Source organism: [Empedobacter] haloabium (genome assembly GCA_008011715.2).
Lineage (GTDB): Bacteria > Pseudomonadota > Gammaproteobacteria > Burkholderiales > Burkholderiaceae_D > Rugamonas > Rugamonas haloabia.
Genome location: CP136508.1, coordinates 3,997,465 through 4,024,262, shown reverse-complemented (window position 1 = coordinate 4,024,262; position 26,798 = coordinate 3,997,465). Strand labels below are relative to the sequence as shown.

Genomic DNA, 26,798 nt, shown 5'->3' with positions numbered 1-26,798 from the left:
ACGGGGGTATAGCTCAGCTGGGAGAGCGCTTGCATGGCATGCAAGAGGTCAGCGGTTCGATCCCGCTTACCTCCACCAGTTTGGCGAAGAATGTTGTAGTAGTTGTTCCGGGTCCCCATCGTCTAGAGGCCTAGGACATCACCCTTTCACGGTGAGTACCGGGGTTCGAATCCCCGTGGGGACGCCAGCAGTACCGGCAGTAAAGTAGTAGAGCAGTTGATGTTTTGTTGTACTCGTCGCCTTAGCCAGGCGGCAAGTGGTAACAAAAGTCGCGCTGAGCGGCTTTTATTTTGTCTGTGCCAGCGGGGGTATAGCTCAGCTGGGAGAGCGCTTGCATGGCATGCAAGAGGTCAGCGGTTCGATCCCGCTTACCTCCACCAAGGTGCGGATGAAATGTAGTACGGTAGTTCCGAGGTCCCCATCGTCTAGAGGCCTAGGACATCACCCTTTCACGGTGAGTACCGGGGTTCGAATCCCCGTGGGGACGCCAGCGATGCCAAGCGCTGGTAGTAGTAGGTAGTCGTAAATTGTTTGTACCAGAGGGGGTATAGCTCAGCTGGGAGAGCGCTTGCATGGCATGCAAGAGGTCAGCGGTTCGATCCCGCTTACCTCCACCAAGTACAGACAACGTAGTAAATCGGAAGTTCCAAGGTCCCCATCGTCTAGAGGCCTAGGACATCACCCTTTCACGGTGAGTACCGGGGTTCGAATCCCCGTGGGGACGCCAAGGCGCACGCCGCGCCGCGCAGAAAATCAGCCGCCCGTGAGCGGCTTTTTTATTGTCCGTGTTGCGCGCACGACTGAGCATCTCAGCTCAAAAAAGTTCCCGAACTCTCAAAAAATTCCCTCCTTGCGCGTAGCCGATAGCGGCCTACACTCCAACAGGACCGTGCATGCCAGCGGGTCGCGCCGACATGGCCGCAGCCTTGCATGGGCATGGGACGCTTGCCGTCACTCGCTGTCGTCACTCGGCTTCGTCCTTCGTCCTTCGTCATTCATCATTCGTCATTCGTCATTCGCAGGGGGAAGCATGGAACTTCGCATGAAACCGCTGCTGCATTCGCATCGCTGGGTCGCGCGCGAACCGGATTGGGCAGTCGCCGCCATCGCCGGCTTCGGCGCCGGCGGCATCCTGATGCTGCTCGAGCTCGCCTTCGACGTGGCGATGGGGCTGGACCCGTGGCGGCCGCCGCGCCTGATCGCCGCCATGCTGCTGGGCGACTCCGTGCTGCAGGGAGCGGGCTACAGCATGCCGGTGCTCGTTGCCGCGCTCGTGGTCCACTACATCCTCGGCATCTTCTTCGGCTTTGTGCTGGCCGCCGTGGTCGCACCGTTCCACCTGGATTCCAGCCTGGCGCTGGTGTTGGCGACCGGCGCCTTGTTCGGTGCGGTGCTGTATCTGTTTAATTTCCATGTGATCGCCGGCGTCCTGACCTGGTTCGAAGAACTGCGCGGCTGGACGACGTTGCTGGGCCATGTCGTGTTCGGCATCGTAACCGCCGGCGTCTATCGCCAGCTGGAACGGCCGACCGGATAGCGCGCGCAGGCGGCAACAGGTCCGCGGCCGCCGCGCTTGTCGGCGGCGGGCAGATGCAACCTTTCCCGGAGCTCCGCATGACGACCGCCGTCGCAATATCGCTCGTGCTGATCGCCATCGGCGCACTGGCCTTCCACGTCGCCAGTCCCTGGTGGCTGACGCCCATCGCGTCGAACTGGCATGCGATGGACGACGCACTGATGCTCACGTTCGCCATCACCGGCGTGGCGTTCGTCGTGCTGCATCTGTTCATCGCCTACACGGTCGTGCGCTATCGCCACCGCGCCGGGCACCGGGCCTCGGCGGCACACGGTAACCGCAAGCTGGAGTGGTGGCTGATCGGGCTGACGTCGCTGGGCATCGTCGGGCTGCTGGCGCCGGGGCTCACGGTGTATGCGCGCCTGATCGACCCGCCGCGTGACGCGCTGCGCTTCGAGGTGATGGGGCAGCAATGGCAGTGGCATTACCGGCTGCCGGGCCGGGACGGCAGGCTGGGCGCGGCCGACGTGCGCTTCATCCAGGCCAGCAACCCGTTCGGCATGGACCCGCGCGACCCGTATGGGCAGGACGACGTCCTGGTGGACGGCCAGGAGCTGCACCTGCCGGTCGGCCGCCCGGCACTGGCGCAACTGCGCGCACAGGACGTGCTGCACGACTTCTACGTGCCGCAGTTCCGCACGCGCATGAACATGGTGCCGGGCATGGTCACGCACTTCTGGTTCACGCCGGAGCGGCCCGGGCGCTACGAAGTGCTGTGCGCGCAGCTGTGCGGCGTGGGGCATTCGACGATGCGCAGCGCCGTCGTGGTGGAGACTGCGGCCGCGTATGCCGCCTGGCTGGCCCGGCAGCCAACGTTCGGCGGGCAGGGTCCGGGCGGCATCGGCGGGCCGCCCGAGGAGGGCAAGCAGGGCCGGCTGCTGGCGCAGTCGAAGGGCTGCGCTGCCTGTCACAGCGTGGACGGCAGCGTGCGCGTCGGTCCCAGCTGGAAAGGGCTGTACGGCAGCCTGCGCCGTTTCGAGGGCGGGCAGGAGCTGCGCGTGGACGAGGCCTACCTGCGGCAGTCGATCCAGGTACCGCAGGCGCATATCGTGCAGGGCTATCCGCCGGTGATGCCGCCGGGCCAGGTCAGCGACGCCGAGCTGGCGGCGCTGGTCGAATACATCAGGTCGTTGCAATGACACGCGGCACCGCTTGTCGCGGCAGGCCGGCAGGGAGGAGCGATGGCGCAGGACCATGACAACGCAACGGATGATGCCGGTGGCCGGGAGGAAGGCGCGGCGTCCAGGCACGTGGCAGTCACGCCGGACGATGGCGCGGCGATGGACGAGCACGCGCCGCGCAGCTTCGCCGCCCGCTATATCTGGAGCCAGGACCACAAGGTGATTGCCGTGCAATACACCTTGACGGCGCTGGTCGTCGGCATCGTCGGCATCGTGCTGTCCGACCTGATGCGCCTGCAGCTGGGATTCCCCGGCAAGTTCGCGTTCATCGATCCGGTCGGCTATTACCAGTACATCACGATGCACGGCATGATCATGGTGATCTACCTGCTGACGGCGATTTTCCTGGGCGGCTTCGGCAATTACCTGATCCCGCTGATGGTGGGCGCGCGCGACATGGTGTTCCCGTTCCTGAACATGCTCAGCTTCTGGTTCTACCTGCTGGCGGTGCTGATCCTGCTGGCCAGCTTCTTCGTGCCGGGCGGGCCCACCGGGGCGGGCTGGACGCTGTATCCGCCGCAGGCGATCCTGCCGGGCACGCCCGGCATCGAGTCCGGCATCGTCGTCATGCTGGTCTCGCTGCTGGTGTTCATCGCCGCCGCGACGATGGGTGGCCTGAACTACGTGACGACGGTGCTGCAGGCGCGCACGCGCGGCATGACCTTGATGCGCATGCCGCTGACGGTGTGGGGCATCTTCGTCGCGACGATCCTGGCCCTGCTGGCGTTCCCCGCGCTGTTCGTCAGCGGCGTCATGATGCTGCTCGACCGCGTACTGGGCACCAGCTTCTTCATGCCGGCGCTGGTCTCGATGGGGCGGCCGGCCGCCTACGACGGCGGCAGCCCGCTGCTGTTCCAGCACCTGTTCTGGTTCTTCGGCCACCCCGAGGTCTACATCGTGGCGCTGCCCGCCTTCGGTATCATCTCGGACCTGATCAGCGTGCATGCACGCAAGTGCATCTTCGGCTACCGCATGATGGTGTGGGCCATCGTCGTCATCGGCGCCTTGAGCTTCGTGGTCTGGGCCCACCATATGTATGTCAGCGGCATGCACCCGCTGTTCGGCGTCTTCTTTGCCGTCACCACCCTCGTCATCGCCGTGCCGACCGCGCTGAAGGTGTATAACTGGACCTTGACCCTGTGGCGCGGCGACATCCACATGACGGTGCCGATGCTGTTCGCGCTGGGCTTCATCAGCACCTTCCTCATCGGCGGGCTGACGGGTCTGTTCCTGGGCAACGTCAGCGTCGACATCCCGTTGTCGAACACCTATTTCGTGGTGGCGCACTTCCACATGGTGATGGGCGTCTCGCCCGTGTTGGCGGTGTTCGGCGGGCTATATCACTGGTATCCGAAAGTGACGGGCCGCATGTTCCACGAGGGCCTGGCACGCTGGCATTTCTGGATCACCTTCCTCGGCGCCTACGCGATCTTCTTCCCGATGCACTACCTGGGGCTGCTGGGCATGCCGCGGCGCTACTACAGCTACGACAACTACAGCTTCATCCCCGCGTCCGCCCAGCAACTGAACGCCTTCATCACCGTGGCCGCGCTGGTGGTCGGCATCGCCCAGTTGCTGTTCCTGTTCAACCTGGGCTGGAGCGCCGTGCGGGGACGCGCGGCGGGCGGCAATCCGTGGCGCGCCGCCAGCCTGGAGTGGCAGACGCCGCATACGCCGCCCGGCCATGGCAACTGGGGAACGCAACTGCCCGTCGTGTACCGCGGCGCCTATGCCTACGGCCGCGCAGGGCCGGAAGGCGACTTCCTGCCGCAAAACGTGGGGCCCGACGAGCCGGACGAGGACGAGGCGCCACGGCGCGCAGCTGCTGGCCCGGGCGCGCCCATGGCACCGGGCGCGGGAGGGGCGGCATGAAGGCCGCGCTGTTGTCCGCACTGACGCCGGCGCTGCGTCCGGCGCCGTTCCAGCCCGCCACGGGCGAGTGGGGCGGCGTGGCGCGCCACAGTGCCGCGCAGGTAGGGCTGTGGACGTTCATGGTCGTCGTCTGCATGCTGTTCCTGTTGTTCGGCATCGCCTACATGATGCGGATCGGCTATGGCGACTGGCGCGCGCCGCCGGCGGTGCCGTGGCAGCTGTGGCTGTCCACCGCGCTGTTGGCCGGCGCCAGCGTGGCGTGGCAGATCGCAAGTTGGCGCGCCGTGGCGACGCAACGGTGGTGCCTGTTGGGCCTGCTGTGCGCGCTGGCGTTCGTGCTCAGCCAGCTGAGTGCATGGCGGGTCCTGGCCGCGCAGGGCTACGCGCCCGCTGCCAGCCCGGGCGCCGGGTTCTTCTATATGCTGACCGGCCTGCACGGTCTGCACGTAGCCGGTGGCATCGTCGCGGCCGTGCTCGTCATGGGGCAGCCTGGCTGCGGGCGCGCTGGTCCGGGCGATGCCGGGCCAGCGCGCACGCGCGTGTCACTGTGCAGCCAGTACTGGCACCTGCTGCTGATACTGTGGCTGGCGCTGTTCACGCTGTTGTTCCGTGTAACGCCCGGGCTGGTGCAGGACTTCTGCGCCGCCGTCGGCATCGGCGGGAGGTGAGCCATGGGCGGTGATGGCGCCACGACGGCAGGGCAAGCGCCGCAGGCGAGTGCCGGCGAAGGGCAGGGTGGCTGGCACGGCCTGGCTGCGGACCTGGCGGGCGACCGCCAGATGTTCCGCGTATCGTGGGGCAAGGCGATGATGTGGATCTTCCTGCTCAGCGATACCTTCATCTTCGGCAGCTTCCTGACGGGCTATATGTCGGTGCGCATCGCCGCCACCACGCCATGGCCCAATCCGAGCGAAGTGTTCGCGCTGACGATTGCCGGCCAACACTTGCCGCTGATCCTGATCGCCGTCATGACCTTCGTACTGATCACGAGCAGCGGCACAATGGCGCTGGCCGTCAACTATGCCTATCGGCGCGAACGGGGCCGCTGCGCCGCGCTGATGATGACCACGGCGGCGTTCGGCGCGCTGTTCGTCGGCATGCAGGCATTCGAATGGAGCAAGCTCATTGCCGAAGGGGTGCGGCCGTGGGGCAATCCGATGGGGTCGGCCCAGTTCGGTGCCAGCTTCTTCATGATCACGGGATTCCACGGCATGCACGTGACGGCTGGCGTGATCTACCTGCTGGTCGTCGCCCGGCGCGTGCTGGCGGGCCGCTACGAGAGCACCGGCAATTACGATATCGTCGAGATCGCCGGCCTGTACTGGCACTTCGTCGATCTGGTGTGGGTTTTCATCTTCGCGTTGTTCTACCTGTGGTGACGGGAGGGGCGATGAGTACAGCGACCGAAGCCGTGCCAGCTGCCGATGCGCATCAGCAGCACCCGCTGGGCCTGTACTTCAAGATATGGGGCCTGCTGTTCCTGCTCAGCGCGTTGTCCTATATGGTGGACGTGTTCCAGCTGCAGGGCGCGCTGCGCTGGACACTGATCGTGGCCCTGATGCTGGCCAAGGCCGGGCTGATCGTCGCCGTGTTCATGCATCTGCGCTGGGAGCGTTTGGTGCTGATCTGCGTGGTCGTGGTCCCGCCCGCCGCGCTGCTCGTCCTGGCGGGCTTGATGGTGCTGGAATCGGATTACGTGTTCACGGCGCGCATGCTGTACTTTCGTTAAGCGTGCCGATGCCGACAGGCTATCAGGGCAAAACGTATTGCGGGGCGGCATACGTTTCGCCCTTGTAACGCCTACAGCCCCGGTGCTATAATGCGCGCACGCTTTTACGACGTCCCCATCGTCTAGAGGCCTAGGACATCACCCTTTCACGGTGAGTACCGGGGTTCGAATCCCCGTGGGGACGCCAGGTCGCAGATGCGACGTCAACATGTAGAAGAGTCCGGGTCCCCATCGTCTAGAGGCCTAGGACATCACCCTTTCACGGTGAGTACCGGGGTTCGAATCCCCGTGGGGACGCCAAAGTCAACCAATCAAGCCGCCTGGTTTCCAGCGCGGCTTTTTTGTTTTCCTCGTCATTGCGCCCATGTCCAACCCCACCACGCTCGCCATCTTCTGCAAAGTCGTCGACAACTATGGCGACATCGGCATCTGCTGGCGCCTGGCGCGCCAACTCGTGCGCGAACACGGCGTGCAGGTCACGCTGTGGGTGGACGACCTGCACAGCTTTGCCCGCATCTGCCCGGGCGTCGATGCCGCGGCCGCCAGCCAACAGGCCGAGGGCGTGCTGGTGCGGCACTGGGCTGGCCAGGATGGCGCGTTCACGCCGGCGGACGTGGCGGACATCGTCATCGAATTCTTCGCCGTCGACATCCCGCCCGGCTACGTGGAGGCAATGGCGCAGTGCGAGCGCAAGAGCGTCTGGCTGAACCTGGAGGGGCTGACGGCGGAGGAGTGGGTAGAGGGCTGTCACACGCTGCCGTCGATGCACCCGCGCCTGCCGTTGACCAAGTATTTCTACTTCCCCGGTTTTACGGACAAGACGGGCGGCCTGCTGCGCGAGCGGGATTTGCTGGATGAGCGCACGCGTTTTCAGGCGGACCCGGCCGCGGCTGCCGCATTCCTGTCCGGCCTCGGTATCACCACCGCCGAGCAGGCGGCGCTGAAGGTATCGCTGTTCTGCTATCGTCATGCACCCGTGTCGGCGCTGCTCGACTGCTGGCAACAAGGCCAGGCGCCGGTCGCTTGTTTCGTGCCGGAGGGTGTCGCCACCGATGCGGTCGAGGCATTCCTGGGCGGGCCCGCCACTGCGGGCGCTGTGGCGACCCGCGGCGCGCTGACGGTACGCGTGCTGCCATTCGTGCCACAGCCCGATTACGACCGGCTGCTGTGGGCCTGCGACGTCAATTTCGTGCGCGGCGAAGATTCCTTCGTGCGGGCGCAATGGGCGGGTCGCCCGTTTGTCTGGCACATCTATCCGCAGGACGACAACCTGCACCATAAAAAACTGCGCGCGTTCCTGCAGCGCTATTGCCCGGATATAGCCAGCCTGGCCGATTTGTCATTGCGCTGGAATGGCGCCGCTGTCAAAGATAATACGGAAGAGGGTGGCTGGGCCGAATTATGGACGGCATTCCAGTGTGATCGGGATGGTTTGCTGGCGCGTGCTCGGGATTGGGAAAATCGCATGTTGGAAATCGGCGACCTGGCAGCGAACCTGCTGCATTTCGCGCGGTCGCTGCGGTAGGCGGCGCCAACATAACATGGTATGATGGGCGGTTACTGCAACCCATTTTTTAGTGTAGACACTCTCTCTTATGAAACCCGCAAAAGAAATTCGTGTTGGCAACATCATCATGGTTGACGCCAAGCCATTCATCGTGCTGCGTTCCGACGTCAACGGTTCGAGCCGCACGGGCTTCACCTACAAGTGGAAGATGAAGAATCTTCTGACGAACGCGCCGCTGGAAAACGTGTTCCGCGGCGACGACAAGTTCGACGTGGTCGTGCTGGACAAGAAGCCGGTGACCTACTCGTACTTCGCCGATCCGCTGTACGTGTTCATGGACCAGGAATACAACCAGTACGAAATCGAAGAAGAAAACCTGGGCGATGCGCTGAACTACCTGAAGGACGGCATGGAATGCGAAGCTGTCTTCTACGACGGCAAGGCCATCTCGGTCGAGCTGCCGACCACGATCGTGCGCCAGGTGGTGTACTCGGAGCCGGCCGTCAAGGGCAACACCTCGGGCAACGTCCTGAAGGAAGCCAAGATCGAAAACGCGATCGAATCGAAGCGCCACACCGTGCAGGTGCCGCTGTTCGTGTCGCAGGACGACATGATCGAAATCGACACCCGTACCAACGAATACAAGCGCGTCATCCGTAACTGATCACCGCTTCGTGTCACTAAAAAAACGCTGCTTCGGCAGCGTTTTTTTTCGCTTTGTATTTGCCTAACACTGCTATTCTTGCAGCGTTATCGATAACGGAGGCGGGATGGAGCGCAGGGATTTCGTGAAGATGGGCCTGGCGGCGGGCGGCACGCTCGCCATCGCGCGCGGCGCACTGGGACGGACGGCGCCGGCCAGCATACTGGACGCCGGCGTGATGCAGCAGCAGGCACAGATGGCGGCGAACAAGCTGACGGCGCATGCCCTGGCCTCGCAATACCTGGCCCGCATCGCCCGCATCGACAAGGCCGGTCCCCGCATCAATGCGATCATCGAGCTCAATCCCGAAGCGCTGCGCATCGCGCGCGAACTGGACCGCGAACGCCGCGCCGGCAAGCTGCGCGGACCGTTGCACGGCATCCCCGTGCTGTTGAAGGACAATATCGCCACGGCGGACAGGATGAGCACCTCCGCCGGTTCGCTGGCGCTGGCGGACAGCCATGCGGCGCACGACGCTTTCGTGACGCAGCGCCTGCGCGCGGCTGGCGCCGTAATCCTCGGCAAGACCAACCTCAGCGAATGGGCCAATATGCGTTCGACCCAGTCGACCAGCGGCTGGAGCGGCCGCGGCGGGCTGACGCGCAATCCGTACGCGCTGGACCGCAACTGCAGCGGCTCCAGCTCCGGCTCCGCTGCCGCCATCGCGGCCAGCCTGGCCACCCTGGCGGTCGGCACGGAAACGGACGGCTCCATCGTCTCGCCCGCGTCCATCTGCGGCCTGGTCGGCATCAAGCCCACGCTGGGCCTCGTCAGCCGCAGCGGCATCATTCCCATCGCGGCGTCGCAGGACACGGCAGGGCCGATGACGCGCACGGTCGCGGACGCGGCGCTGCTGCTGGACGCGCTGGCGGGCGTGGATCCGGAGGACGCCGCCACGCGCGAGGGCGCCGGCAAGGCGACGGGCTACGCGCAGGCGCTGCAACGCGACGCGCTGCGCGGCAAGCGCCTCGGCATCGCCCGCAACTTCTTCGGCCTCAACGACGACGTCGACACCCGCATCGAGCAGGCCCTGGCCGTGCTGAAGGCGCAGGGCGCCGAACTGGTGGACGTGCAGGTGCCGAATACGGACAAGTACGGCAACGCCGAGATCGCCGTGCTGCTGCACGAGTTCAAGCCGGGCCTGGCCGACTACCTGCGCCGCTATGCACCGAACGCGCCCGTGAGGACGATGGCCGACGTCATCGCCTTCAACCGCCAGCACGCGCAGCGCGAGCTGCGCCACTTCGGCCAGGAGCATCTGGAAGCATCCGAGGCCAAGGGTGGCCTGGACAGCAAGGAGTATCTGGACGCGCTGGCGACCTGCCGGCGTTACGCGCGCGAGGAAGGCATCGACAAGGTGCTGCGCGAGTACCGGCTGGACGCGCTGGTGGCGCCGACCGGTGGGCCGGCCTGGCTGACGGATTTCGTCAACGGCGACCATTACGGCGGCAGCTTCTCCTCGCCGGCGGCGGTGGCGGGCTATCCGCACGTGACGGTTCCGGCGGGGCTGGTGCATGGGCTGCCGGTGGGGCTGTCGTTCGTCGGCGGTGCTTGGAGCGAGGCCGCGCTGATCGGGATGGCGTACGCGTACGAGCAGGCGACCTTGCTGCGGCGGGCGCCGACGTTCGCGGCGTCAATCAACACCACCAACGTCTGATGGCTTGGGGTCTGTCCCCAACGGGGACTGACCCCGGTTTTTATCAGCGGCTCATAAGTATCGATTAAAACCGGGGTCAGTCCCGAAGGGACAGACCCCAAGCAGCGAACGTCGCAGGCTTACACGAAGTTTTCTCGCTCCGACGCAACGCTGCCAAACTTCGGGGTCAGTCCCCTGCGGGGACAGACCCCGATGCATCACCAGCCGACGGCTCGTCAAACCTCGATAAACCGCATCTTGAAGTTACGCCCCTTGAAGCTGCCGAAATCCCCACCCTGGCGGCTGGCGGCATTGAGCTTGGCGAACGCGTCGTACGCCACGCGCCGGTCGATCGCCACATAGGTCTGGAATTCCGTCACGTTGATCTTGCCGACCTGCTCCTTCAAGAGGCCCGCATCGCCGGTCAGCGCGCCCAGCACGTCGCCGGGACGCAGCTTGTCCTTCTTGCCGCCCAGGATGCACAAGGTCATCATCGGCGCCGCGTCGCCCTGCGCGTATTCGTCGTCGTCCAGTTCCTTCAGCGAGTGCCATTCGACCGGCGCGCCCTGGTATTCCTCGATCAGCTTGACCCACTTCTTCTCGTTCGGCGCGCACAGGGTCAGCGACAGGCCCTGCTCGTCGCCGCGGCCGGTGCGGCCGATGCGGTGGATGTGCACCTCGGTATCCTTCGACACGTCGGCATTGATCACCGCTTCCAGGTTCTGGATGTCCAGGCCGCGCGCCGCCACGTCGGTAGCGATCAGGATCGAGCAGCTGCGGTTGGCGAACAGCACCAGGATCTCGTCGCGTTCGCGCTGTTCCAGCTCGCCGTACAGGGCCAGCGCGGAAAAGCCCTGCGCGCGCAGCTCGTCCACCAGCTCGCGGCAGTGCACCTTGGTATTGCAGAACACGATGGCGGACGCCGGCTTGTAGTGCTTGAGCAGCTTGCCGACAGCGGCGTCGCGCTCGTCGAAGCCGATCTCGTAGAAGCGCTGCACGATCTTGCTGTTGTCGTGCTGCGCCTCGACCGTCACCTCGACCGGATCGGCCAGGAAGGCCTCGGTGGCCTGGCGGATATCGTCCGGATAGGTCGCCGAGAACAGCAGGGTTTGGCGCCGCTTCGGGCAGGCGCTGACGATGCCGGCGATCTCGTCGTAGAAGCCCATGTCCGTCATGCGGTCGGCCTCGTCCAGCACCAGCGTCTGCACGGTGGACAGGTCGATCGTCTGGCGGCCGATATGGTCGCGGATGCGGCCCGGCGTGCCGACCACGACGTGGGCGCCATGCTCCAGCGACGCGATCTGCGGCCGCATCGGCGCGCCGCCCGTCAGCACCAGCACCTTGACGTTGCCGACGCTGCGCGCCAGCCGGCGCAGCTCGTTGGCCACCTGGTCGGCCAGCTCGCGCGTGGGGCACAGCACCAGCGCCTGGGTGGCGAACCAGGCCGGGTTCAGCTTGTGCAGCAGGCCGATGCCGAACGCGGCGGTCTTGCCGCTGCCCGTCTTGGCCTGGGCGATCAGGTCGCGTCCTTCCAGCACGGCCGGCAGGCTCTGGGCCTGGATCGGCGTCATGGTCTTGTAGCCCAGCGAATCGAGGTTCGCCAGGAAGGAATCAAGCAGGGGCAGGGTGGCAAAGGCGGTGGCGGTCATGGCGGCGGGGAGGTAGGGGTGAAAGGATAGTCTAGCAAAACCTGCCGGACACGAGGCGTTGTGGCGCGAGACGCGCCGGGTTACTGGACGTCGCCCTGGGACCAGACGGGCAGGCCCGTGAGGTCGAGGTTGTCGTCGCGCTGCCAGACCGGCAGGCCGGTGGCATCGGTCGGTTCCAGCAGTTCCATCTGTTCCTGCTTCAGCGCGGCGCGGCGGACGCGCGGCGCCGGCGGCCGTTTCGGCTCCGGCTCCATCGGCGCCGCCGGGCCGAAGCCGGGCAGGTCGAAGGTCGCATTGTCTTTTTTGTCTCTCATGGTCCGAAATGGGGGCGGATGAAGCGCCCCGAAAAACAAAAGCCCGGCTGTCGCAGTCGGGCTCTCAATGTATAGCGGCCCGCAGTGTAACACAACGGCGGGCCGCCTTGGCGGCGGATCAGCGGAAGGCCAGGGCGCCTGTCAGGTCCCCGGGCGGCTGCGCGGCGCGCGCGGCGAACGCGCGATTGCGCTCGGCCAGGCCTTCCAGCAGTGGCAGGCCGTGCAAGCGCGTGATGAAGCGCAGGATCGAGGTGGTGTCGTAGAAGCTGTGGTCGACGGCACCCTTCTTGGCGAACGGCGACACGACGATGGCGGGCACGCGCGAACCCGGCCCCCAGCGGTCGCCCTGCGGCGGCGCCACGTGGTCCCACCAGCCGCCGTTCTCGTCGAACGTGACCACCACCACCATGTCCTGCCATTGCGGCGAATGGCGCAGGTGCTGCAGCACGTTGACGATGTGCTGGTCGCCCGACTCGATGTCCGAGTAGCCCGCGTGCAGGTTCAGGTTGCCCTGCGGCTTGTAGAAGCTGACGGCCGGCAGCTTGCCTGCCACCACGTCGGCCAGGAAGCGGTTGGAAATCGGGCTGTCGCCCAGGCCGCCGTCGCGCAGGTGGCGCGCGCGTGCCGCCGTGCCGGGCGCGTAGTTGGCGAAGTAGTTGAACGGCTGGTGGTGGGCCTGGAAGTTGGGCTTGGCGCCGCCGCCCTTGGCGTCCAGCGCGGCCTGCCATGCGCCGCCATACCAGGCCCACGACACGCCCTTGCGCGACAGCAGGTCGCCGATCGTGTCGTAGCTCTGCGGCGGCAGCGTGTTGGCGTCGTCCGGGTCGGCCAGCAGCGGGTCGCCGCCGGGCGCCGGGCGCACGTAGCTGGGCTGGTAGGGTGGCGACATCGTGTTGACCACGTAGCCGTCCGGCGTGATGGCGCCGTCGTTGACGAACCTGGCGCGACCTTGCAGCGCGGAGAGCGGCGAGTCCGGCGCCAGCGCCAGGCGCGTACCCTTGGCGCCGTCGGCGGTGGCGGCGATCTTCTTTTTCGCCTTGGTCTGGGGCGCGTTGAAGTACTCCGGCGTGCGGCCCGAGATCAGGAACTGGTGGTTCAGGTAGGAGCCGCCGAAGGCCGCCATGAAGAAGTTGTCGCACAAGGTGAACTCGCGCGCCACCTGCCACAGGCCCAGGTTCTTGTCCGTCTCGCCGTAGTAACCCATCACCAGGCCGCCGGCGTCCGTCCAGGCGACGAAGCCGTCGTTCCGGCCGCCGTTGATCTGCATCTGGTTCTGGTAGAAGCGGTGCTGCAGGTCGCGCGTGATGACGGCTTCCGACAGCGGCTTGCCCGTCGCGTCCTTCAGCGCGAACGGCGCGTTGGGCAGGCCCTTGACGTCGTCTTCCTTCAGCTCGACGCGCACGCCGGCGATGTCCTGCGGCACCGGCACCGCGCCGCCCCAGACCTTCGGCAGCTCGGGCAGGATGCTGCCGTCGACATCGCGCTGGCGATAGCGCTCCGGCGGCACGTCCGCCAGTGGCGCCGCCAGGCCGGGGAAGTTGGCGAACAGGTTGTTGAAGCTGCGGTTCTCGAGGTAGATGACGACCACGTTCTTCACGTGCGCCTTCAGCTTGGCGTCCAGCGACCCCTTCGCGACAGGCTTGGCCTGCGCCGGCGCGGCCATGGCGGGCAGGGCGCCGACCACGCTGGCGGCGGTGGCAGCGCCGAACAGCCGGCGGCGCGAGGGATTGGAAGGGGAATCGTGTTGGTCCGTCACGCGCGGCTCCTCTTGAGCTGATAGAAACGCGCCGAGTGTAACACCACGGCCGGGGCGGGCAAAGGAGCCGCTGACGGCCGCCAACGGCCGAGGCCGTGTCAGCTTTCGTGCCTGACCCCATTGTTGACACGGGCTCGGCCGTCGTAGGGGCGGGCAATGAAAAAAGCCGCTGATTCCGAAGAATCAGCGGCTTTTCGAATCTGGTTGCGGGGACAGGATTTGAACCTGTGACCTTCGGGTTATGAGCCCGACGAGCTGCCAGACTGCTCCACCCCGCGTCTGAGGCAAGAATTATATACCGGGTCGTTTATTTATGCAAGGTCCGCCGAAAAAAGGTCAGGCGGCGCCCAGACGCCACAGCGACGTCACCTCGGCCGAACGGGCCGCGTGCAGCGGATCGCTGGCGTCGCTGGCGCGCGGGTGGACCGGGCGCACGTCCTGCCGGCCCAGCACTTTCAGGCCGGCCCGGTCGATCCATTCCAGCAGCTGCGTGCGCGGGCGCAGGCCCAGGTGCTCGGCCAGGTCTGACAGGATCAGCCAGCCTTCGCCGCCGTCGGCCAGATGCTCCTTCAGGCCGGCCAGGAAGCCCTTGAGCATGCGGCTGTCCGGATCGTAGACGGCGTGCTCGATCGACGAGCCGGGACGCGCCGGCACCCATGGCGGGTTGCAGACGACCAGCGCGGCGCGGCCGGGCGGGAACAGGTCCGCCTCCAGCAGCTCGACCTGCTCGTCCAGGCCGAGGCGGGCGATGTTGTCGCGCGCGCAGGACAGCGCGCGGCGGTCCATGTCGGTCGCCACCACGTGGCGCACGCCGCGCCGCGCCAGCACCGCCGACAGCACGCCGGTGCCCGCGCCGATGTCGAACGCCAGCGCTTCGGCGCCGCGCGGCAGCGGCGTATCGGCCACCAGTTGCACGTACTCGCCGCGCACCGGCGAGAACACGCCGTAGTGCGGGTGGATGCGCGCGCCCAGCGCGGGGATCTCAACGCCGGTCTTGCGCCACTCGTGCGCGCCAATCAGGCCCTGCAGCTCGCGCAGCGAGATGACGAAGGCATCGTCGCCACGGCCGTAGGCTTCGTTGCAGGCCAGGTGCACGTCCGGCGCGCGGCGCAGCGGGATCACGTAACCGGGGTCGAACGGAATCAGCAGCATCGCCAGCGTGCGCGCGCGCTGCGACTGCGCCTGGCGGTGCAGGTGGAAGGCTTCGGTCGGCGTGGCCGGCACCTTGGCGACCTTTTTCTTGCCTTTGCCGTGCTTGTGGTCGGCCCGCCGCGCCAGCGCCTGCAGCAGCTGGCGCGCATTCTGGAAGTCGCCGCGCCACAGTAGCGCCGTGCCCTCGCAGGCCAGGCGGTAGGCCGTGTCGGCATTGGTCGTGTCGTCCGCCACGACGACCTTCTTCGGCGGCGGCATGCCCGCTTCCGAGTGCCAGCGGGCGCTGCGTGGCTCGCCTTGTTCGGTCCAGTGGATGAGAGGCGCGGTATCGGATGCTTGCATGGTGCTTTCGGTGAAGGTGACAGGAGCGCGGGCGGGGCGAGCGAGCGCCGGCCGTGCGCGGCCCGGCATTATAGCGGCTACGGTCAAATGACCTTGCGGCGCCGGGCGTTTTGCGAGATGAGCGCCGCGACGCATACATGGATGCTGGCGCGAGCTATACGGAACAGGTGCAACCGGCTCGAATGTCTCCGGCTGGACGCAGCACCATCCTTGAAAGCTCGTATGAAACACAACAAAACCGTACGCCACCGCGCCCTTGCCGCAGTCGTCTTCACGCTGCTGCTCCTGTATCCTCGCAACTGCCTGGGCCTGGACCCGGAAACCCGCCCAGGACAGTATAACGCGGCGCTACGGCGATAAGACGGCCACGCCGCCGTCAGGCCGCGTCGTCCGGCGGCGGCGTCGTGGAAATCGTCAGCGGGATGTCGCCGCCGCGTGGCGGGACAGTCTGCGTATCGACGACCGGCTCCGGGGCCGGGGCCTGCACGGGTGGCGGGCCCGCTTTCACAGGCGCCGGCGCGCTGGCCGACTCCGTCGCGTAGGCATTGGTGGCCTGTTTCACCTGCGCCGTCGTCGGCGGGCCGTAGGTGTCCAGCGCCTGCGCGCTGTTGACCAGCTTGAGCAGGCGCGCCGACAGGGTGCCCAGCATGTCGCCGTCGGCCGCCTTGAGGTCGGCCGACATGCGCTTGTCCATCAGCTTGAAGATGTCGTTCAGGCTGCCCGGCCAGTCGATGTCCGGGAACTCGACGGCCGGTAGCGGCATCGCCGGGTTCTGCTCGGCCAGTTCGCGCCGGCGCGTGCTTTCGGTGCCGATCGAGAGCGCCGACTCGTACTGCACCTCGACCTCGAAATCGAATTTCTGGCCGTCCGCCAGCGTGATCGTGCCCTTGCCGAGGAAATGCGCGCTGTCGGTCAGGCGGAACGCGGCGGCGTCGGTGACGCCCTGCGCGCCCTCGGCGTGCAGCCTGCCGGCTTCCATCGTCGATTGCGAATCCAGGCTGACCGAATCGAAGTCGATGGTGGCGCCCTGCATCGCGTCGCCGAACAGGTGCTTGGCGAAATTGCCGAGCAGGTTCTGCGCCAGGTCGATGGCGGCATTGCCGAGGCCGGCGACACGGTCCTGCAGGTCGAGCGCATTGCTCGACAGGGCCACGTTGGACGGGGTCACGGCCGACCCGGGCGCCTGGCGGATCGGCGCCGCCGTCTTGTCCGTCCGGGTGTTGGGCTGGCCCGTGGCCGCGGGCGTCGTTGTCGTGTAAGGGCGGGGACCGAACGGCGAGATGGAAGTCATGGTGGGCCTTTCGTCAGATGTCACGTCACCCGGGAACTATCGGCAGCGGCGCCGATAACTTGAGGCGCTCAGTGGTGGTGCGTCCACAGGCCATTGGATGCCAGGTAGGCCTGGACGGCTTCCGGCTGGCCGGTGGCATGCAGTTTCACTTCGCCGCACGAGCAGACGCCCGAATACGGGGTGATATGGGAGCACGCGGAAACTTTTTGCAGGGAAACAGTTACCGCCTTGGCGCACTTGGCGCACTTGAACGTCAGGGTACGGGGGGCTTTCAGCATGGTGCTCTTCTATATGAACGGCTTGGGTAAAGGCGGATTTTAACAAACACCGGAGACCGGTGCCTGACCCCAAGGGTTTCTGCGAACGGTCAGTGCACGCTGACGGTACTGCGCCCGCCAGCCCCCGGCAGCACCGAGATGCGGGTGGCGATCCGCTCCGTCATCTCCTGCACGTGCGAGATCACGCCGACTTTCCGGCCCATCGACTGCAGGTTGTCCAGCGCGTCCATCGCCACGCGCAGCGTTTCCGCGTCCAGGCTGCCGAAGCCTTCATCGATGAACAGCGATTCGACCCGCACGCGATTGGACGACAGTGACGCCAGCCCCAGCGCCAGCGCCAGCGAGACGAGGAACGATTCGCCGCCGGACAGCGAGTGCACCGAGCGCATGTCGTCGCCCATGTGCAGGTCGCGCACCAGCAAACCGAGCGACGGTTGCGCGGGATTGTCGATGCGCTGCAGCTGGTAGCGCGGCGCCAGCTGGCCCAGGTGGGCGTTGGCATAGCCCAGCAGCACGTCCAGCGTGAATTGCTGGGCGTAGTTGCGGAACTTCTTGCCGTCGGCGGAGCCGATCAACTCGGACAGGCGCGCCCATTTGCGCTCGACCGCCTCCTGCCGTTCGATCTCGGCCAGCACGTCGCTGGCGCGGCGGCGCCGTTCGTCGTCGCGCGCCAGCGCCAGCCGGTAGCCGGTGGCCTGCTCGTGCGCCGCATGCCGCTCGGCGGCAAGCGCCTGCAGCAGTTGGCGCAGCGTCTCGATCGTCTGCGTGCCATCGGCCGGCGCGCTGTCGCGGTGCCGCGCGCATTGCGCTTCGCGCTCCTGCAGCACCGTGCGCGCCTGCGCGGCGGCCTGCTCCAGCGCCAGCAGCGCCTGCCGCTCGGCGCGGATGGCTTCCAGCGGATGCGCCAGCAGTGCACGCAATTCGTCCAGCGAGGCGATGCCGACGTCCGGTGCGGGCGTGAACAGGTCCGGCTCCGTGCGCGCCTGCTGGAATTCGGCCAGCCAGGCGGCCAGGCGTTCCGTCGCGGCGACGCTGGCTTCCTCCAGCTCGGCGATGCGGCGCCGGCCCTGCGCCAGCGCCTCGTCGCAACGGGTGCGTCGCTGCGCCGCCTGTTGTGCCGCGTCCTGCTGCGCCTGCAGACGCGCACGGGCGGCGTCGCAGGCGGCGCGCAGGCGTGCCTCCACCTCGCGCACCGGCGTGCCGTTCCACAGCGCCAGGCGCTGCGTGCGCGCCTGCTGCAAGCCCTCGTCGGCGGCCGCGAACGCGGCGCGGGCGGCCTGCTCGTCGGCCGCCGCCTTGCCGTGCGCTTCATGCAGCGCGTTCAACTCGACTTCCAGCGCGGCCAGGGCCACGGCCCGTTCGTCGATGGCGGCATGCTGCGTCAGCCACTGGCGGCCTTCGGCCTGGCGCAGCGCGTGGAAGTGCTCGGGATGCGCGCGCCAGGATTCCTTCCAGTCGCCATCCTGTTCGATGCCGTCGAAGGCCGGCTCCAGTTCGTCCAGCAGCGTATCGAGCCGGGCCTGGGCATCCAGGTGCTGCGATTGCAGCGCCTCCAGCTGGGTCGCCGCCTGCGCCAGCGCGGTGGCCGCGTTGGCGGCCGCGGCCTGCCATTTGCCCTGCGCCGCCATCGCTTCGTCATACGCGCGCTGTGCGACATCGCGCGCCGCCGCCGCGCGGCGCAGCCCGGCCTCGTCCTGCTCCAGCGCCTGCGAGCCCGCCGCCACGTCGGCCAGGCGCCCGGCCAGCCACTGCTCGGTGCCGTCAGCCGGCGCCGCGCCGTCACCCGCCGCCGCGATGGCTTCCCGCGCGGCGTGCCAGCGCTGCTGTGCCGCCGCCAGCGCATCGGCCAGGGCCGTGCGTTCGGTGTCCACTTGCGCCAGCTGCGCGGTGCCGCCATTGACCAGCGCGCGCTGGGTGGCGCCATGTTCGATCAGCTGGTCCAGCGCGGCGCGGCCTTGCGCGACGTCCTGGCGCAACTGCTCCAGCAGCGCGTGCAGCTTGTCGTTGCCGTGATACGGATGCTCCTCGGCGCCGCAGACGGGGCAGGGCACGCCGTCCTCCAGCGTGTCGCGCAGCGCCTCGACGCTGTCGCCGCAGGCCGCTTCCGCCAGCGCCAGCGCGCGTTCGGCCTGCGCCAGCGCCGCCTTGCGCGCTGCATGGTCCTGCTGCGCCTGCGCCAGTTGCGCCTGGGCCTGGGCCAAGGTGGCGCGCAGCTGGGCGCCTTGCTCGTCGAGCGCCGTCGTCCGCGCCGACTTCGCGGCCAGGTCCAGCCAGGCCTTTTCGCCGGCCGCCAAGGCGGCGCGGCGCCGTTCCAGTGTCGCGCGGCGCTGCTGCAGTGCGTCGCCGTCGAACGCGGCCAGCGCCTGCACCGCGGCGTCGCGTTGGGCCAGCAGGGCTTGTGCCCGCTGCGCCGCCGCTTCCAGCTGGTCGCGCGCCGCCGTTTCGGCATCGCGCTGCTGCGTCGTGGTGCCGCGTGCCTGCTCCAGCTTGGCGCCGAATGTATTGGCCTGGCCCAGCGCGCGTCCGGCCTGGGCGAACAGCGCGTCCCAGCGGGTCCACTGCTGGCCCAGGGTGGCCCACTGGCGATGCTCCGCCAGCCAGGCCTGGCCGAACTGCTGCGCCTCCTGCAGCTTGCGGCGGTCGTTGCGCTTGTCCGACAGCGCCGCCGCGGCCTGCGTGACGACGGCGACCGCCGCGTCGCGCGCGGCCCGTGCCTGCGTGTGCGCCGGCTGCATCGCCTCGATGCGCGCGTCCAGCGCCTTGGCCTGGTCCAGCTGCGGCGCGGCCGCCGCCTGCGCCGCTTCCGCCTCGGCCAGCGTGCCCTGCAACTGCTGCGCGGCGGCAGCCGCGGCTTCTTGTGCCAGGCGGGCCTGCTCCGCTTCCTGTTCGCAGCGCGCCGCGCCCGCGCGCGCCTGTGCCGCCTCCGCCGCCAGCCGCACGATCTCGTCGTGCAGCGGCCGCGCTTCCTGTACCGCGTCATGGCGCGCCAGGGCCGCATGACGCGGCGCCGCGTCGCTGACGTCGGCAACGCGCCGGGCCAGCTCGGCGCGCGCCTCCTCGACGCCTTGTGCCAGCCGCACCGCCTGTTCGTGCCAGCGCAGGTCCGCTTCCAGCGCGCCGCGGCGCGTATCCAGCGTCGCCAGCGCCGCATCGGCCTCGCGCGCCAGCCGTTCGGTCTCGGCGCGCGCTTCGCCGGACAGCGGCTGCTGGTCGGCCAGCCGGTCGCGCAACTGCTGCAGCTTGTGCAGTTCCAGCTTCTGCCGCTCGTGCGCCCGTTTCGACAGGTCGCTGTAGATCGTGCTGCCCGTCAGCGTTTCCAGCAGCACGCCCCGTTCGTCGTCCTGCGACTTCAGGAAGGTGGCGAACTCGTTCTGCGCCAGCAGCACGGCGCGGGTGAACTGCTCGAAGTTCAGGCCGATGCGCTGCTCGATCTCCTGCTTCACTTCCGTCTTGGTGGCGCCGATCGGTTGCAGTTGCGGCAGCGTGTGCAGCGTCATCGCGGTCGGCTGCAGCGCGCCGGCAGCGCGCGTGCGGGCGCGGCGCACGCTCCAGCGCGCACGGTAGGCATTACCGTCGTTGCCGACGAAGTCCACTTCCGCGTAACCCTCCGGCGTGCCGCGCCGCAGCAGCGTGCGCGGGTCGTCCGAGGAAATCGGCTCGCCCACGTCCGGCGTCTTGCCGCGCGCGTGCACCAGGCGCGGCGTGCGGTCGTACAGCGCCAGGCACAAGGCATCGAGCAGGGTGCTCTTGCCGGCGCCGGTGGGGCCGCTGATGGCGAACAAGCCGCTTGACGCCAGCGGCTCGCCGCCGAAGTCCACCGAGAATTCGTCCGCCAGCGAGGCCAGGTTTTTACCGCCGATGCGCAGGATCTTCATTTACGCTCCCGCCAGCAGCAGTTCGGCGAAGGCCGCCACCTGGTCGGGCGGGGCCTCGTTGCCGTACTTCTGGCGGTACAGGCGGGCGAACACCTCGTCCGGCTGCAGCTGCGCCAGCTGGTCGAGCGAGACGGCGGCATCGACCAGCGAGGGGCCGCGCGCGGCGCTGGCCGTATCGATCTTGGCCAGGCGCACGTGCTTGCCCTCCAGCGCCGCCTCGATGCGCGAACGCAGGCCCGGCTCGGGCGCGTCCAGCAGCACGCGCACCTCGACGAACGGCTGCGCGTATGCGGGCGCTGGCGGGAAGTCGAGCGCTTCCAGCTCGTCCAGCACCTGCGCCAGCGGGGCCGGGCGCGACGGCACCCGCAGCAGGTGCACGGCACGCGGCACCGGGATCGGCACGACGTCCTGCAAGGTGCCGCCATCGAGGTCGATGCGCAGCACCTGGTGCTGGTAGTGCACTTCCGAGAACGACAGCGGGATCGGGCTGCCGCTGTAGCGGATGTGGCCGTGGCGGCCGATCTGCTGCGCCAGGTGCAGGTGCCCCAGGGCCGCGTAGGCCACGTCCGGCCCGAACATCCCGGCCGGCAGCATCTCGGTGCCGCCGATGACGATGCGGCGCTCCGAGTCGCTCGACATCTGCCCGTCCACCATGTGGCAGTGGCCCATCGCGACGATGGCCTGGCCCGGCTGGCGCAGGGCCAGCGCATGGGTCTGGGCCTGGGCGTACAGTTCGGCGATGCCGGCCAGGTAGCCGTCCGCCGCCTCGGCGCCTTCCTGGTCCGCGCGCGGCACGTCGGCCGGACGCAGGAACGGCACCGCCAGGCACCATGCCGCGACGGCGCCGGCGCGGTTCGTCAGCGGCACCACCAGGCGCGCCACGTCGATATTGCCGTCGGCATCGCGCTGCACGTGGCCCACCACCTGGGTGCCGTGCGCCTCCAGCAGCGGCCCGGGGGCCTCGATGCGGCCGGGCGAGTCGTGGTTGCCGGCCGTGACGACGATGTCCAGGCCCGGCACGCGGGCGCGCGCCTGCTGCAGGAAGCGGTACAACTGGCGCTGCGAGACGGCGGACGGGTTGGCGTTGTCGAACACGTCGCCGGCGATCAGCAGCGCGTCGGCCTGTTCGGCCACGATCGTCTCGACCAGCCAGTCCAGGAAGCACTGGTGTTCGTATTGGCGGTCGAAGTTGTGGAGCGACTGGCCGAGGTGCCAGTCCGAGGTGTGCAGCAGGCGCATGGGTGTACGGCTAAGCGATGCGGGTGATGGTCGGGAAGCGCAATAGTAGCGTATCGGCGCCGTCCGTGCGCGCTGGCGTCACGCCACGTCCGACGTGGCGGGCAGGGCGGCGAAGGCCGGGTCGGCGCGGAACGTGTCGCGGCCAGCCTGCTTGGCCTGGTACAGCAGTTCGTCGGCGCGCTGCAGCAGCATGGCCGGCGTCAGGTCGGCGTCGCGGTAGAACGCCAGGCCCACGCTGGTCGAGATGCGCACGGTGGTGCCGTCCAGGTCGAACGGGGCGCGCATCGCACCCACGATCTTGGCGGCCGCGGCCAGCGCATCGTCCGGCTGGCGCAGTCCCTCCATGACGATGGTGAACTCGTCGCCGCCCAGGCGCGCGACCGTGTCGCTGGCGCGCAGCGCGTGCGCCAGGCGCCCGGCGAACGCCTTCAACAGCGCGTCGCCCACCGCGTGGCCGTGCGTGTCGTTGACCGGCTTGAAGCGGTCCACGTCCAGGTACATCACGGCCATCAGCGTGTGCTGGTCGCGGCTTTGGACCATCGCTTCCTGCAGTTTGTGGTTGAATCCGGCCCGGTTGGCCAGCCCGGTCAAGGGGTCGACCTGCGCCAGCTTGAGCAGGCGGCGCTGCTCCGTCTTCTGCGCGGTGACGTCGTTGCGCACGACGTGGAAGCCGATCACGTGGCCGCCGTCGTCCGCCTGCGGGATGTACATGACTTCGAAACTGCGTTCGCCCTCGTCCTCCTCGAAGCGCACCTTCTCGCCGGCCTGGGCGCGGCGGATGTGGGGCAGCAGCTCGGCATAGCGGCGCTCGCCCAGCACGGCGCGCGCCGGCCGGCCGATGGCCTGCACGCCGCGGCGCGCGAACTCCTGCTGGTAGCTGCGGTTGTGGAAGCGATACACCTCGTCGCGGTCGACGTAGGCGATCATCGCCGGCATGTTGTCGGCGATCGTGCGCAGGCGCGCTTCGCTCTCGCGCAGGGCGGCGATGGACTGGCGCACCGCCGTGATGTCGCGCAGGGTGACGGCGACGCCGCCATCGATGGCGACGATCTGGTGCTGCAGCCAGCGCGGTTCACCCGTGCGCGTGGCGAATTCCTCCTCCAGCGGCAGGCCGCTGATGAGGACCGTGCGGTACTTGTCGATAAAACCTTCCTCGCGCCAGGCCGGCACCAGCTCGCCCATCGGCTGGCCCAGCAGCTCGGCGCGCGGGTGGCCCAGCATGGCGGCGCCGCGCTCGTTGACGTCGGCCAGCACGAAGTCGACGATCTCCCCGCCGGCCAGGTGGGCCTTCAGCAGGAACAGCGCATCCAGGCTGGCGTCCACCGCCGCGCGCAGCTGGCGCTGGGCGTCCTCGGCGGCCTCGGTGCTGCGCCGCAGCCGGCGGCTCTGTTGCGTCAGCAGCGCCGTGAAGCCCAGCACCAGCAGCGACGCGAGGCCGACGCTGCCCAGGTACAGGTCGCGCCGCCGCTCGGCGCGCGCCAGCGCGCTGTCCAGCGTATGGCCGACCACGGCGGCCAGGCCGTAACGCGGCAGTGCGCGGCGCGCATACAGGCGCGCCACGCCGTCGACTGGCGTCAGGTCGCGCACTTCCTCTGGCTGGGCGCCAGGGCCGAAGCGCAGCGTGGCGGTATGGAACAGGCGATCGTCCACGCGGCCAGTCGCCAGACCCGTCACGCGGCTCTGCAGCAGCACCAGGCCGCCGGGCGCCGTCTGCACGCGGTCGTAGTCCTCGATGAACCAGGCCGGATCGACCAGCAGCACGATGGCGCCGGCAAAGCGGCCCTGCTCATCGACCAGGCGGCGCGCCACGCGGATGCGCCACTGCGCGGCATGCGCGCCGACGGCGGGCGTATCGACACGGGCCGTGTCGCCGTCGCGCTCGGCCAGGGCGCGAAAGAACGCCTGGTCCGCGACCTGGTCATCGAAACGGCCGTGCAGGCTCTCGGCCAGGCTGCCGTCGTTGCGGTACAGCGCGACAGGCAGCTCGAGCCGGGGCGGGATGAGGGAGGCCAACAGGCCGCCGGGACGGGCGAATTCGGCCAGCCCCAGCTGGCCTTGCGCTTCCTCGAACTTGACCCTGAACAGCTGGCTCGCATGGTCGGCCTGGCGCAGCAGGTAGCCGGTGTTGTCGGCCAGCGTGCGGGCCTGCTCGTGGGCTTGCAGCACGGCTTCCTGCCGGGCCGCCAGGCGTTCCTGCCGCACCTGGTACAGTACGGCGGTCCACATCGTGCCCAGCAATACGAGCGCGAACGACGGTAGCAGGGTCGCCCGATACAATTTGCGCAACACCAGCCCGATCATGTCCGCTTTCTGGTTGAGTATCCTGCCGATATTCTGCACGTAATCGGCGATCTTTTCAGCGCGGCACGGCGCGCTGTCACCGCCACCCCACAGATCGGCGCGGCAGTGGCGCGAAACGCTATTAGAATAGCCACGCCACCAACCAGGAGATGCCTTTGTCCGAGACCCTGCTGTTCAGCCCCGGCGCGGCACGCGCGCTGCACCTGCATGCCCAGGGCCTGCTGTCGGCGCGCCGCCGCCGCGCCGGCAAGGCCGACGTGCTGGCCGCGATCCGCCGCATGGGCGTGCTGCAGATCGATACGATCCACGTCGTCGCGCGCAGCCCCTACCTGGTGCTGTGGAGCCGGCTGGGCGACTACCCCCAGGCCTGGCTGGACGAGCTGCTGGCCGAGGGAGCGCTGTTCGAATACTGGGCGCACGAGGCGTGTTTCGTGCCGATCGAGGATTACCGGCTGCTGCGCCACCGCATGCTCGACCCGGCCGCGATGGGCTGGAAGTACTCGGTCGACTGGATGCGCGAGCACTGCCGCGAGGTGCAGCAGGTGCTGGCGCACGTGCGTGCGCACGGTCCGGTGCGGGCGGCGGACTTCGAGCGCACGGACGGCAAGGCGGGCGGCTGGTGGGAATGGAAGCCCGAGAAGCGGGCGCTGGAAGTGCTGTACACGGCCGGCCAACTGATGATCGCGCGGCGCCACAACTTCCAGCGCGTGTACGACCTGGCCGAACGCGTGCTGCCCGGCTGGGACGATGCCGCGCTGCCGCGGCCGGCGCAGGTGCGGCGCGAACTCGCCCTGAACACGGTGCGCGCACTGGGCCTGGCGCGCGCCGCCTGGGTCCCGGATTACTACCGCACCAGGCCGCCGCACCAGGACCTGGAGGCGCTGGTGGAGGAGGGCGCGCTGCTGCGCGCCGCGGTGGCAGGCTGGCGCGACCCCGTCTACCTGCATCCCGAGCACCTGGAGGCGGCGCGGGCCGCCGCCGCCGGCACCCTGGTCCCGACCCTGACGACGATCCTGTCGCCGTTCGACCCGGTCGTGTGGGACCGCCGCCGCGCGCTGGAGCTGTTCGGCTTCGACTACCGGCTGGAATGCTACACGCCGGCCGACAAGCGCCGCCACGGCTATTTCACCCTGCCGCTGCTGCGCCGCGGCGCGCTGGTGGGGCGGGTGGACGCCAAGGCGCACCGGCGCGACGGCCTGTTCGAACTGAAAGCGCTGACGCTGGAGCCTGGCACGCGCATCAGCGAGCGCTTCGTGCGCGACATCGCCGGCGCGCTGTCCCGCTGCGCGCAGTGGCATGCCTGCCCGCGTGTGCTGGTGGGCCGTACCGAGCCCGCGTCCTTTGGCGCGCAGCTGCAGGGTGCGCTGGCCGAGTCGCCCGTCGCGGAGGCCGCATGAACGGCATCGCCGACCTGCCGGCGGCGCTGCCGCCCGCGCCCGCGCGCGTCGTCGGAGCCGACGGCCAGCCGGCGCTGGGCCGCTTCGCCGGGGCGCTGCAGGGCTGCGACTGGGAGCGCCTGGCGCGCCCGCACGCGCGCAGCGGCTTGTGGCGGCGCTTGCACAACAAGCGCTGGCATTACGTCGCCCTGGCCACGGAGCGGATCTTCTGCGCCGTCGCCATCGTCGACCTGGGCTGGATGAGCAGCTGCTTCGGCTACGCCTTCGATCGCGGCGACGGCGACATGCTGGCCAACTTCTCGGAAGACGGCTTGCCCGGGCGGCTCTCGGTCGCCGTGGCCGATGGCCCGGGCGGCACCAGCCGCTTCCGGCGCCGCGCCACGCACATCGAGATCGGCCCGGAGGCGCTGACGCTGCGCTGCCCCTGGCTGCAGATCGAAGCGCGCTTCGGTCCGGCGCCGGCGCCGCCGCTGCTGGCGACCGGGCTGATTCGAGGCGGCAGCGTGCACGCCACCCAGAAGTCGGGCGGCCTGCCGCTGACCGGCGAGGTGCGCACGTGGCGCGAGGAGTATCGCCTGGATGGCGGCGTGGCCAGCTGCGACCTGTCGAACGGCCTGCTGGCGCGCGAGACGGCCTGGCGCTGGGCGTCGGCGCATGCGCTGGACGTGGGCTTCAACCTGCAGGCCGGCTATTTCGGCGCCTGCGAGAACGCGGTCTGGCTCGATGGCGCGCTGTATCCGCTGGGGCCGGCCCGCTTCATCGTCGACCGCAAGGACGTGCTGGCGCCCTGGCACATCTTCACGGAAGACGACTGCCTGGACCTGATCTTCACGCCCGACGCGGCGCGGCGCGAGAACCGCGACCTGAAGATCGCCGCCAGCCGCTACGTGCAACCGCTGGGCACTTTCAGCGGCTGGGTGCGCGGCACGCCGGAGCAGCCGAAGCGCACCATCGAACGGCTGGCTGGCGTGACGGAAGACCATTTCGCGCGCTGGTAGCG

Annotated in this window: 20 protein-coding genes and 9 tRNA genes; 19 read left to right on the top strand and 10 right to left on the bottom strand. The window is 68.5% G+C overall.

Going from position 1 to position 26,798, the window contains the following annotated elements:
- Positions 1-2 precede the first annotated feature (2 nt).
- From E7V67_017520 to E7V67_017440, 17 genes are all read left to right on the top strand, one after another.
- Positions 3-78 (top strand) — tRNA-Ala (locus E7V67_017520).
- A 33-nt stretch (positions 79-111) separates the two neighbouring features.
- A tRNA-Glu gene (locus E7V67_017515) sits at positions 112-187 on the top strand.
- Between the two features lie 117 nt (positions 188-304).
- A tRNA-Ala gene (locus tag E7V67_017510) sits at positions 305-380 on the top strand.
- A gap of 34 nt (positions 381-414) precedes the next feature.
- Positions 415-490 (top strand) — tRNA-Glu (locus E7V67_017505).
- A gap of 51 nt (positions 491-541) precedes the next feature.
- Positions 542-617, top strand: a tRNA-Ala gene (locus E7V67_017500).
- 34 nt (positions 618-651) lie between these two features.
- Positions 652-727 (top strand) — tRNA-Glu (locus E7V67_017495).
- A 315-nt stretch (positions 728-1,042) separates the two neighbouring features.
- Positions 1,043-1,537: a hypothetical protein gene (locus E7V67_017490; GenBank protein WUR11495.1), complete on the top strand. Its 495-nt coding sequence runs from the start codon at positions 1,043-1,045 to the stop codon at positions 1,535-1,537.
- A gap of 77 nt (positions 1,538-1,614) precedes the next feature.
- Complete coding sequence (locus E7V67_017485; GenBank protein ID WUR11494.1) at positions 1,615-2,715, top strand: cytochrome c oxidase subunit II; 1,101 nt, start codon at positions 1,615-1,617, stop codon at positions 2,713-2,715.
- A gap of 141 nt (positions 2,716-2,856) precedes the next feature.
- Positions 2,857-4,629, top strand: a complete 1,773-nt coding sequence (locus E7V67_017480; GenBank protein ID WUR16305.1) for a cbb3-type cytochrome c oxidase subunit I — start codon at positions 2,857-2,859, stop codon at positions 4,627-4,629.
- Entirely contained in the window at positions 4,626-5,297 is a 672-nt protein-coding gene (locus E7V67_017475; GenBank protein ID WUR11493.1) for a bb3-type cytochrome oxidase subunit III, read from the top strand. The genes E7V67_017480 and E7V67_017475 overlap by 4 nt, the downstream gene beginning before the upstream one ends.
- Positions 5,298-5,300: 3 nt before the next feature.
- Positions 5,301-6,008: a heme-copper oxidase subunit III family protein gene (locus tag E7V67_017470; protein ID WUR11492.1), complete on the top strand. Its 708-nt coding sequence runs from the start codon at positions 5,301-5,303 to the stop codon at positions 6,006-6,008.
- An 11-nt stretch (positions 6,009-6,019) separates the two neighbouring features.
- A complete protein-coding gene (locus E7V67_017465) occupies positions 6,020-6,358 on the top strand; it encodes a cytochrome C oxidase subunit IV family protein (GenBank protein WUR11491.1) in 339 nt (112 codons plus the stop codon).
- A gap of 111 nt (positions 6,359-6,469) precedes the next feature.
- Positions 6,470-6,545, top strand: a tRNA-Glu gene (locus E7V67_017460).
- 37 nt (positions 6,546-6,582) lie between these two features.
- Positions 6,583-6,658 (top strand) — tRNA-Glu (locus E7V67_017455).
- 64 nt (positions 6,659-6,722) lie between these two features.
- On the top strand, positions 6,723-7,883 hold the full coding sequence (gene earP / locus E7V67_017450) for an elongation factor P maturation arginine rhamnosyltransferase EarP (GenBank protein WUR11490.1): 1,161 nt from the start codon (positions 6,723-6,725) through the stop codon (positions 7,881-7,883).
- 70 nt (positions 7,884-7,953) lie between these two features.
- On the top strand, positions 7,954-8,529 hold the full coding sequence (locus tag E7V67_017445) for an elongation factor P (GenBank protein ID WUR11489.1): 576 nt from the start codon (positions 7,954-7,956) through the stop codon (positions 8,527-8,529).
- Between the two features lie 106 nt (positions 8,530-8,635).
- Positions 8,636-10,225, top strand: coding sequence for an amidase (locus E7V67_017440; protein ID WUR11488.1), 1,590 nt, complete (start codon positions 8,636-8,638; stop codon positions 10,223-10,225).
- Between the two features lie 215 nt (positions 10,226-10,440).
- Here E7V67_017440 and dbpA read toward each other — a convergent pair whose 3' ends face one another.
- From dbpA to E7V67_017390, 10 genes are all read right to left on the bottom strand, one after another.
- Positions 10,441-11,853: an ATP-dependent RNA helicase DbpA gene (gene dbpA, locus E7V67_017435; protein WUR11487.1), complete on the bottom strand. Its 1,413-nt coding sequence runs from the start codon at positions 11,851-11,853 to the stop codon at positions 10,441-10,443.
- An 80-nt stretch (positions 11,854-11,933) separates the two neighbouring features.
- On the bottom strand, positions 11,934-12,167 hold the full coding sequence (locus E7V67_017430) for a hypothetical protein (GenBank protein ID WUR11486.1): 234 nt from the start codon (positions 12,165-12,167) through the stop codon (positions 11,934-11,936).
- 118 nt (positions 12,168-12,285) lie between these two features.
- Positions 12,286-13,923, bottom strand: coding sequence for an acid phosphatase (gene acpA, locus E7V67_017425; GenBank protein ID WUR11485.1), 1,638 nt, complete (start codon positions 13,921-13,923; stop codon positions 12,286-12,288).
- Positions 13,924-14,124: 201 nt separating this feature from the next.
- A tRNA-Met gene (locus E7V67_017420) sits at positions 14,125-14,201 on the bottom strand.
- A gap of 58 nt (positions 14,202-14,259) precedes the next feature.
- Entirely contained in the window at positions 14,260-15,417 is a 1,158-nt protein-coding gene (locus E7V67_017415; GenBank protein WUR11484.1) for a class I SAM-dependent methyltransferase, read from the bottom strand.
- Between the two features lie 376 nt (positions 15,418-15,793).
- Complete coding sequence (locus E7V67_017410) at positions 15,794-16,708, bottom strand: hypothetical protein (GenBank protein ID WUR11483.1); 915 nt, start codon at positions 16,706-16,708, stop codon at positions 15,794-15,796.
- A gap of 68 nt (positions 16,709-16,776) precedes the next feature.
- Positions 16,777-16,986, bottom strand: coding sequence for a hypothetical protein (locus tag E7V67_017405; GenBank protein ID WUR11482.1), 210 nt, complete (start codon positions 16,984-16,986; stop codon positions 16,777-16,779).
- An 89-nt stretch (positions 16,987-17,075) separates the two neighbouring features.
- Positions 17,076-20,861, bottom strand: a complete 3,786-nt coding sequence (locus E7V67_017400) for an AAA family ATPase (protein WUR11481.1) — start codon at positions 20,859-20,861, stop codon at positions 17,076-17,078.
- Positions 20,862-22,100, bottom strand: coding sequence for an exonuclease SbcCD subunit D C-terminal domain-containing protein (locus tag E7V67_017395; protein WUR11480.1), 1,239 nt, complete (start codon positions 22,098-22,100; stop codon positions 20,862-20,864).
- A gap of 78 nt (positions 22,101-22,178) precedes the next feature.
- Positions 22,179-24,389, bottom strand: a complete 2,211-nt coding sequence (locus E7V67_017390) for a diguanylate cyclase (protein WUR11479.1) — start codon at positions 24,387-24,389, stop codon at positions 22,179-22,181.
- A gap of 167 nt (positions 24,390-24,556) precedes the next feature.
- On the opposite strand from E7V67_017390, the gene E7V67_017385 reads away from it, so the two are divergent.
- Both E7V67_017385 and E7V67_017380 read left to right on the top strand, forming a co-directional pair.
- Positions 24,557-25,798, top strand: a complete 1,242-nt coding sequence (locus E7V67_017385; GenBank protein ID WUR11478.1) for a crosslink repair DNA glycosylase YcaQ family protein — start codon at positions 24,557-24,559, stop codon at positions 25,796-25,798.
- Complete coding sequence (locus tag E7V67_017380; protein ID WUR11477.1) at positions 25,795-26,796, top strand: DUF2804 domain-containing protein; 1,002 nt, start codon at positions 25,795-25,797, stop codon at positions 26,794-26,796. Before E7V67_017385 ends, E7V67_017380 begins: the two co-directional genes overlap by 4 nt.
- Positions 26,797-26,798: the final 2 nt, after the last annotated feature.

Excerpts from the sequence above, each read along its gene's own strand:
- E7V67_017395 (WUR11480.1), bottom strand. The coding sequence starts at position 22,100 with ATGCGCCTGCTGCACACCTCGGACTGGCACCTCGGCCAGTCGCTCCAC.
- E7V67_017405 (WUR11482.1), bottom strand. The coding sequence starts at position 16,986 with ATGCTGAAAGCCCCCCGTACCCTGACGTTCAAGTGCGCCAAGTGCGCC.
- E7V67_017475 (WUR11493.1), top strand. The coding sequence starts at position 4,626 with ATGAAGGCCGCGCTGTTGTCCGCACTGACGCCGGCGCTGCGTCCGGCG.
- E7V67_017485 (WUR11494.1), top strand. The coding sequence starts at position 1,615 with ATGACGACCGCCGTCGCAATATCGCTCGTGCTGATCGCCATCGGCGCA.
- E7V67_017480 (WUR16305.1), top strand. The coding sequence starts at position 2,857 with ATGGACGAGCACGCGCCGCGCAGCTTCGCCGCCCGCTATATCTGGAGC.
- E7V67_017490 (WUR11495.1), top strand. The coding sequence starts at position 1,043 with ATGAAACCGCTGCTGCATTCGCATCGCTGGGTCGCGCGCGAACCGGAT.
- E7V67_017415 (WUR11484.1), bottom strand. The coding sequence starts at position 15,417 with ATGCAAGCATCCGATACCGCGCCTCTCATCCACTGGACCGAACAAGGC.
- earP (WUR11490.1), top strand. The coding sequence starts at position 6,723 with ATGTCCAACCCCACCACGCTCGCCATCTTCTGCAAAGTCGTCGACAAC.
- E7V67_017410 (WUR11483.1), bottom strand. The coding sequence starts at position 16,708 with ATGACTTCCATCTCGCCGTTCGGTCCCCGCCCTTACACGACAACGACG.
- E7V67_017440 (WUR11488.1), top strand. The coding sequence starts at position 8,636 with ATGGAGCGCAGGGATTTCGTGAAGATGGGCCTGGCGGCGGGCGGCACG.
- E7V67_017400 (WUR11481.1), bottom strand. The coding sequence starts at position 20,861 with ATGAAGATCCTGCGCATCGGCGGTAAAAACCTGGCCTCGCTGGCGGAC.
- E7V67_017445 (WUR11489.1), top strand. The coding sequence starts at position 7,954 with ATGAAACCCGCAAAAGAAATTCGTGTTGGCAACATCATCATGGTTGAC.
- dbpA (WUR11487.1), bottom strand. The coding sequence starts at position 11,853 with ATGACCGCCACCGCCTTTGCCACCCTGCCCCTGCTTGATTCCTTCCTG.
- E7V67_017380 (WUR11477.1), top strand. The coding sequence starts at position 25,795 with ATGAACGGCATCGCCGACCTGCCGGCGGCGCTGCCGCCCGCGCCCGCG.
- E7V67_017470 (WUR11492.1), top strand. The coding sequence starts at position 5,301 with ATGGGCGGTGATGGCGCCACGACGGCAGGGCAAGCGCCGCAGGCGAGT.
- E7V67_017430 (WUR11486.1), bottom strand. The coding sequence starts at position 12,167 with ATGAGAGACAAAAAAGACAATGCGACCTTCGACCTGCCCGGCTTCGGC.
- E7V67_017465 (WUR11491.1), top strand. The coding sequence starts at position 6,020 with ATGAGTACAGCGACCGAAGCCGTGCCAGCTGCCGATGCGCATCAGCAG.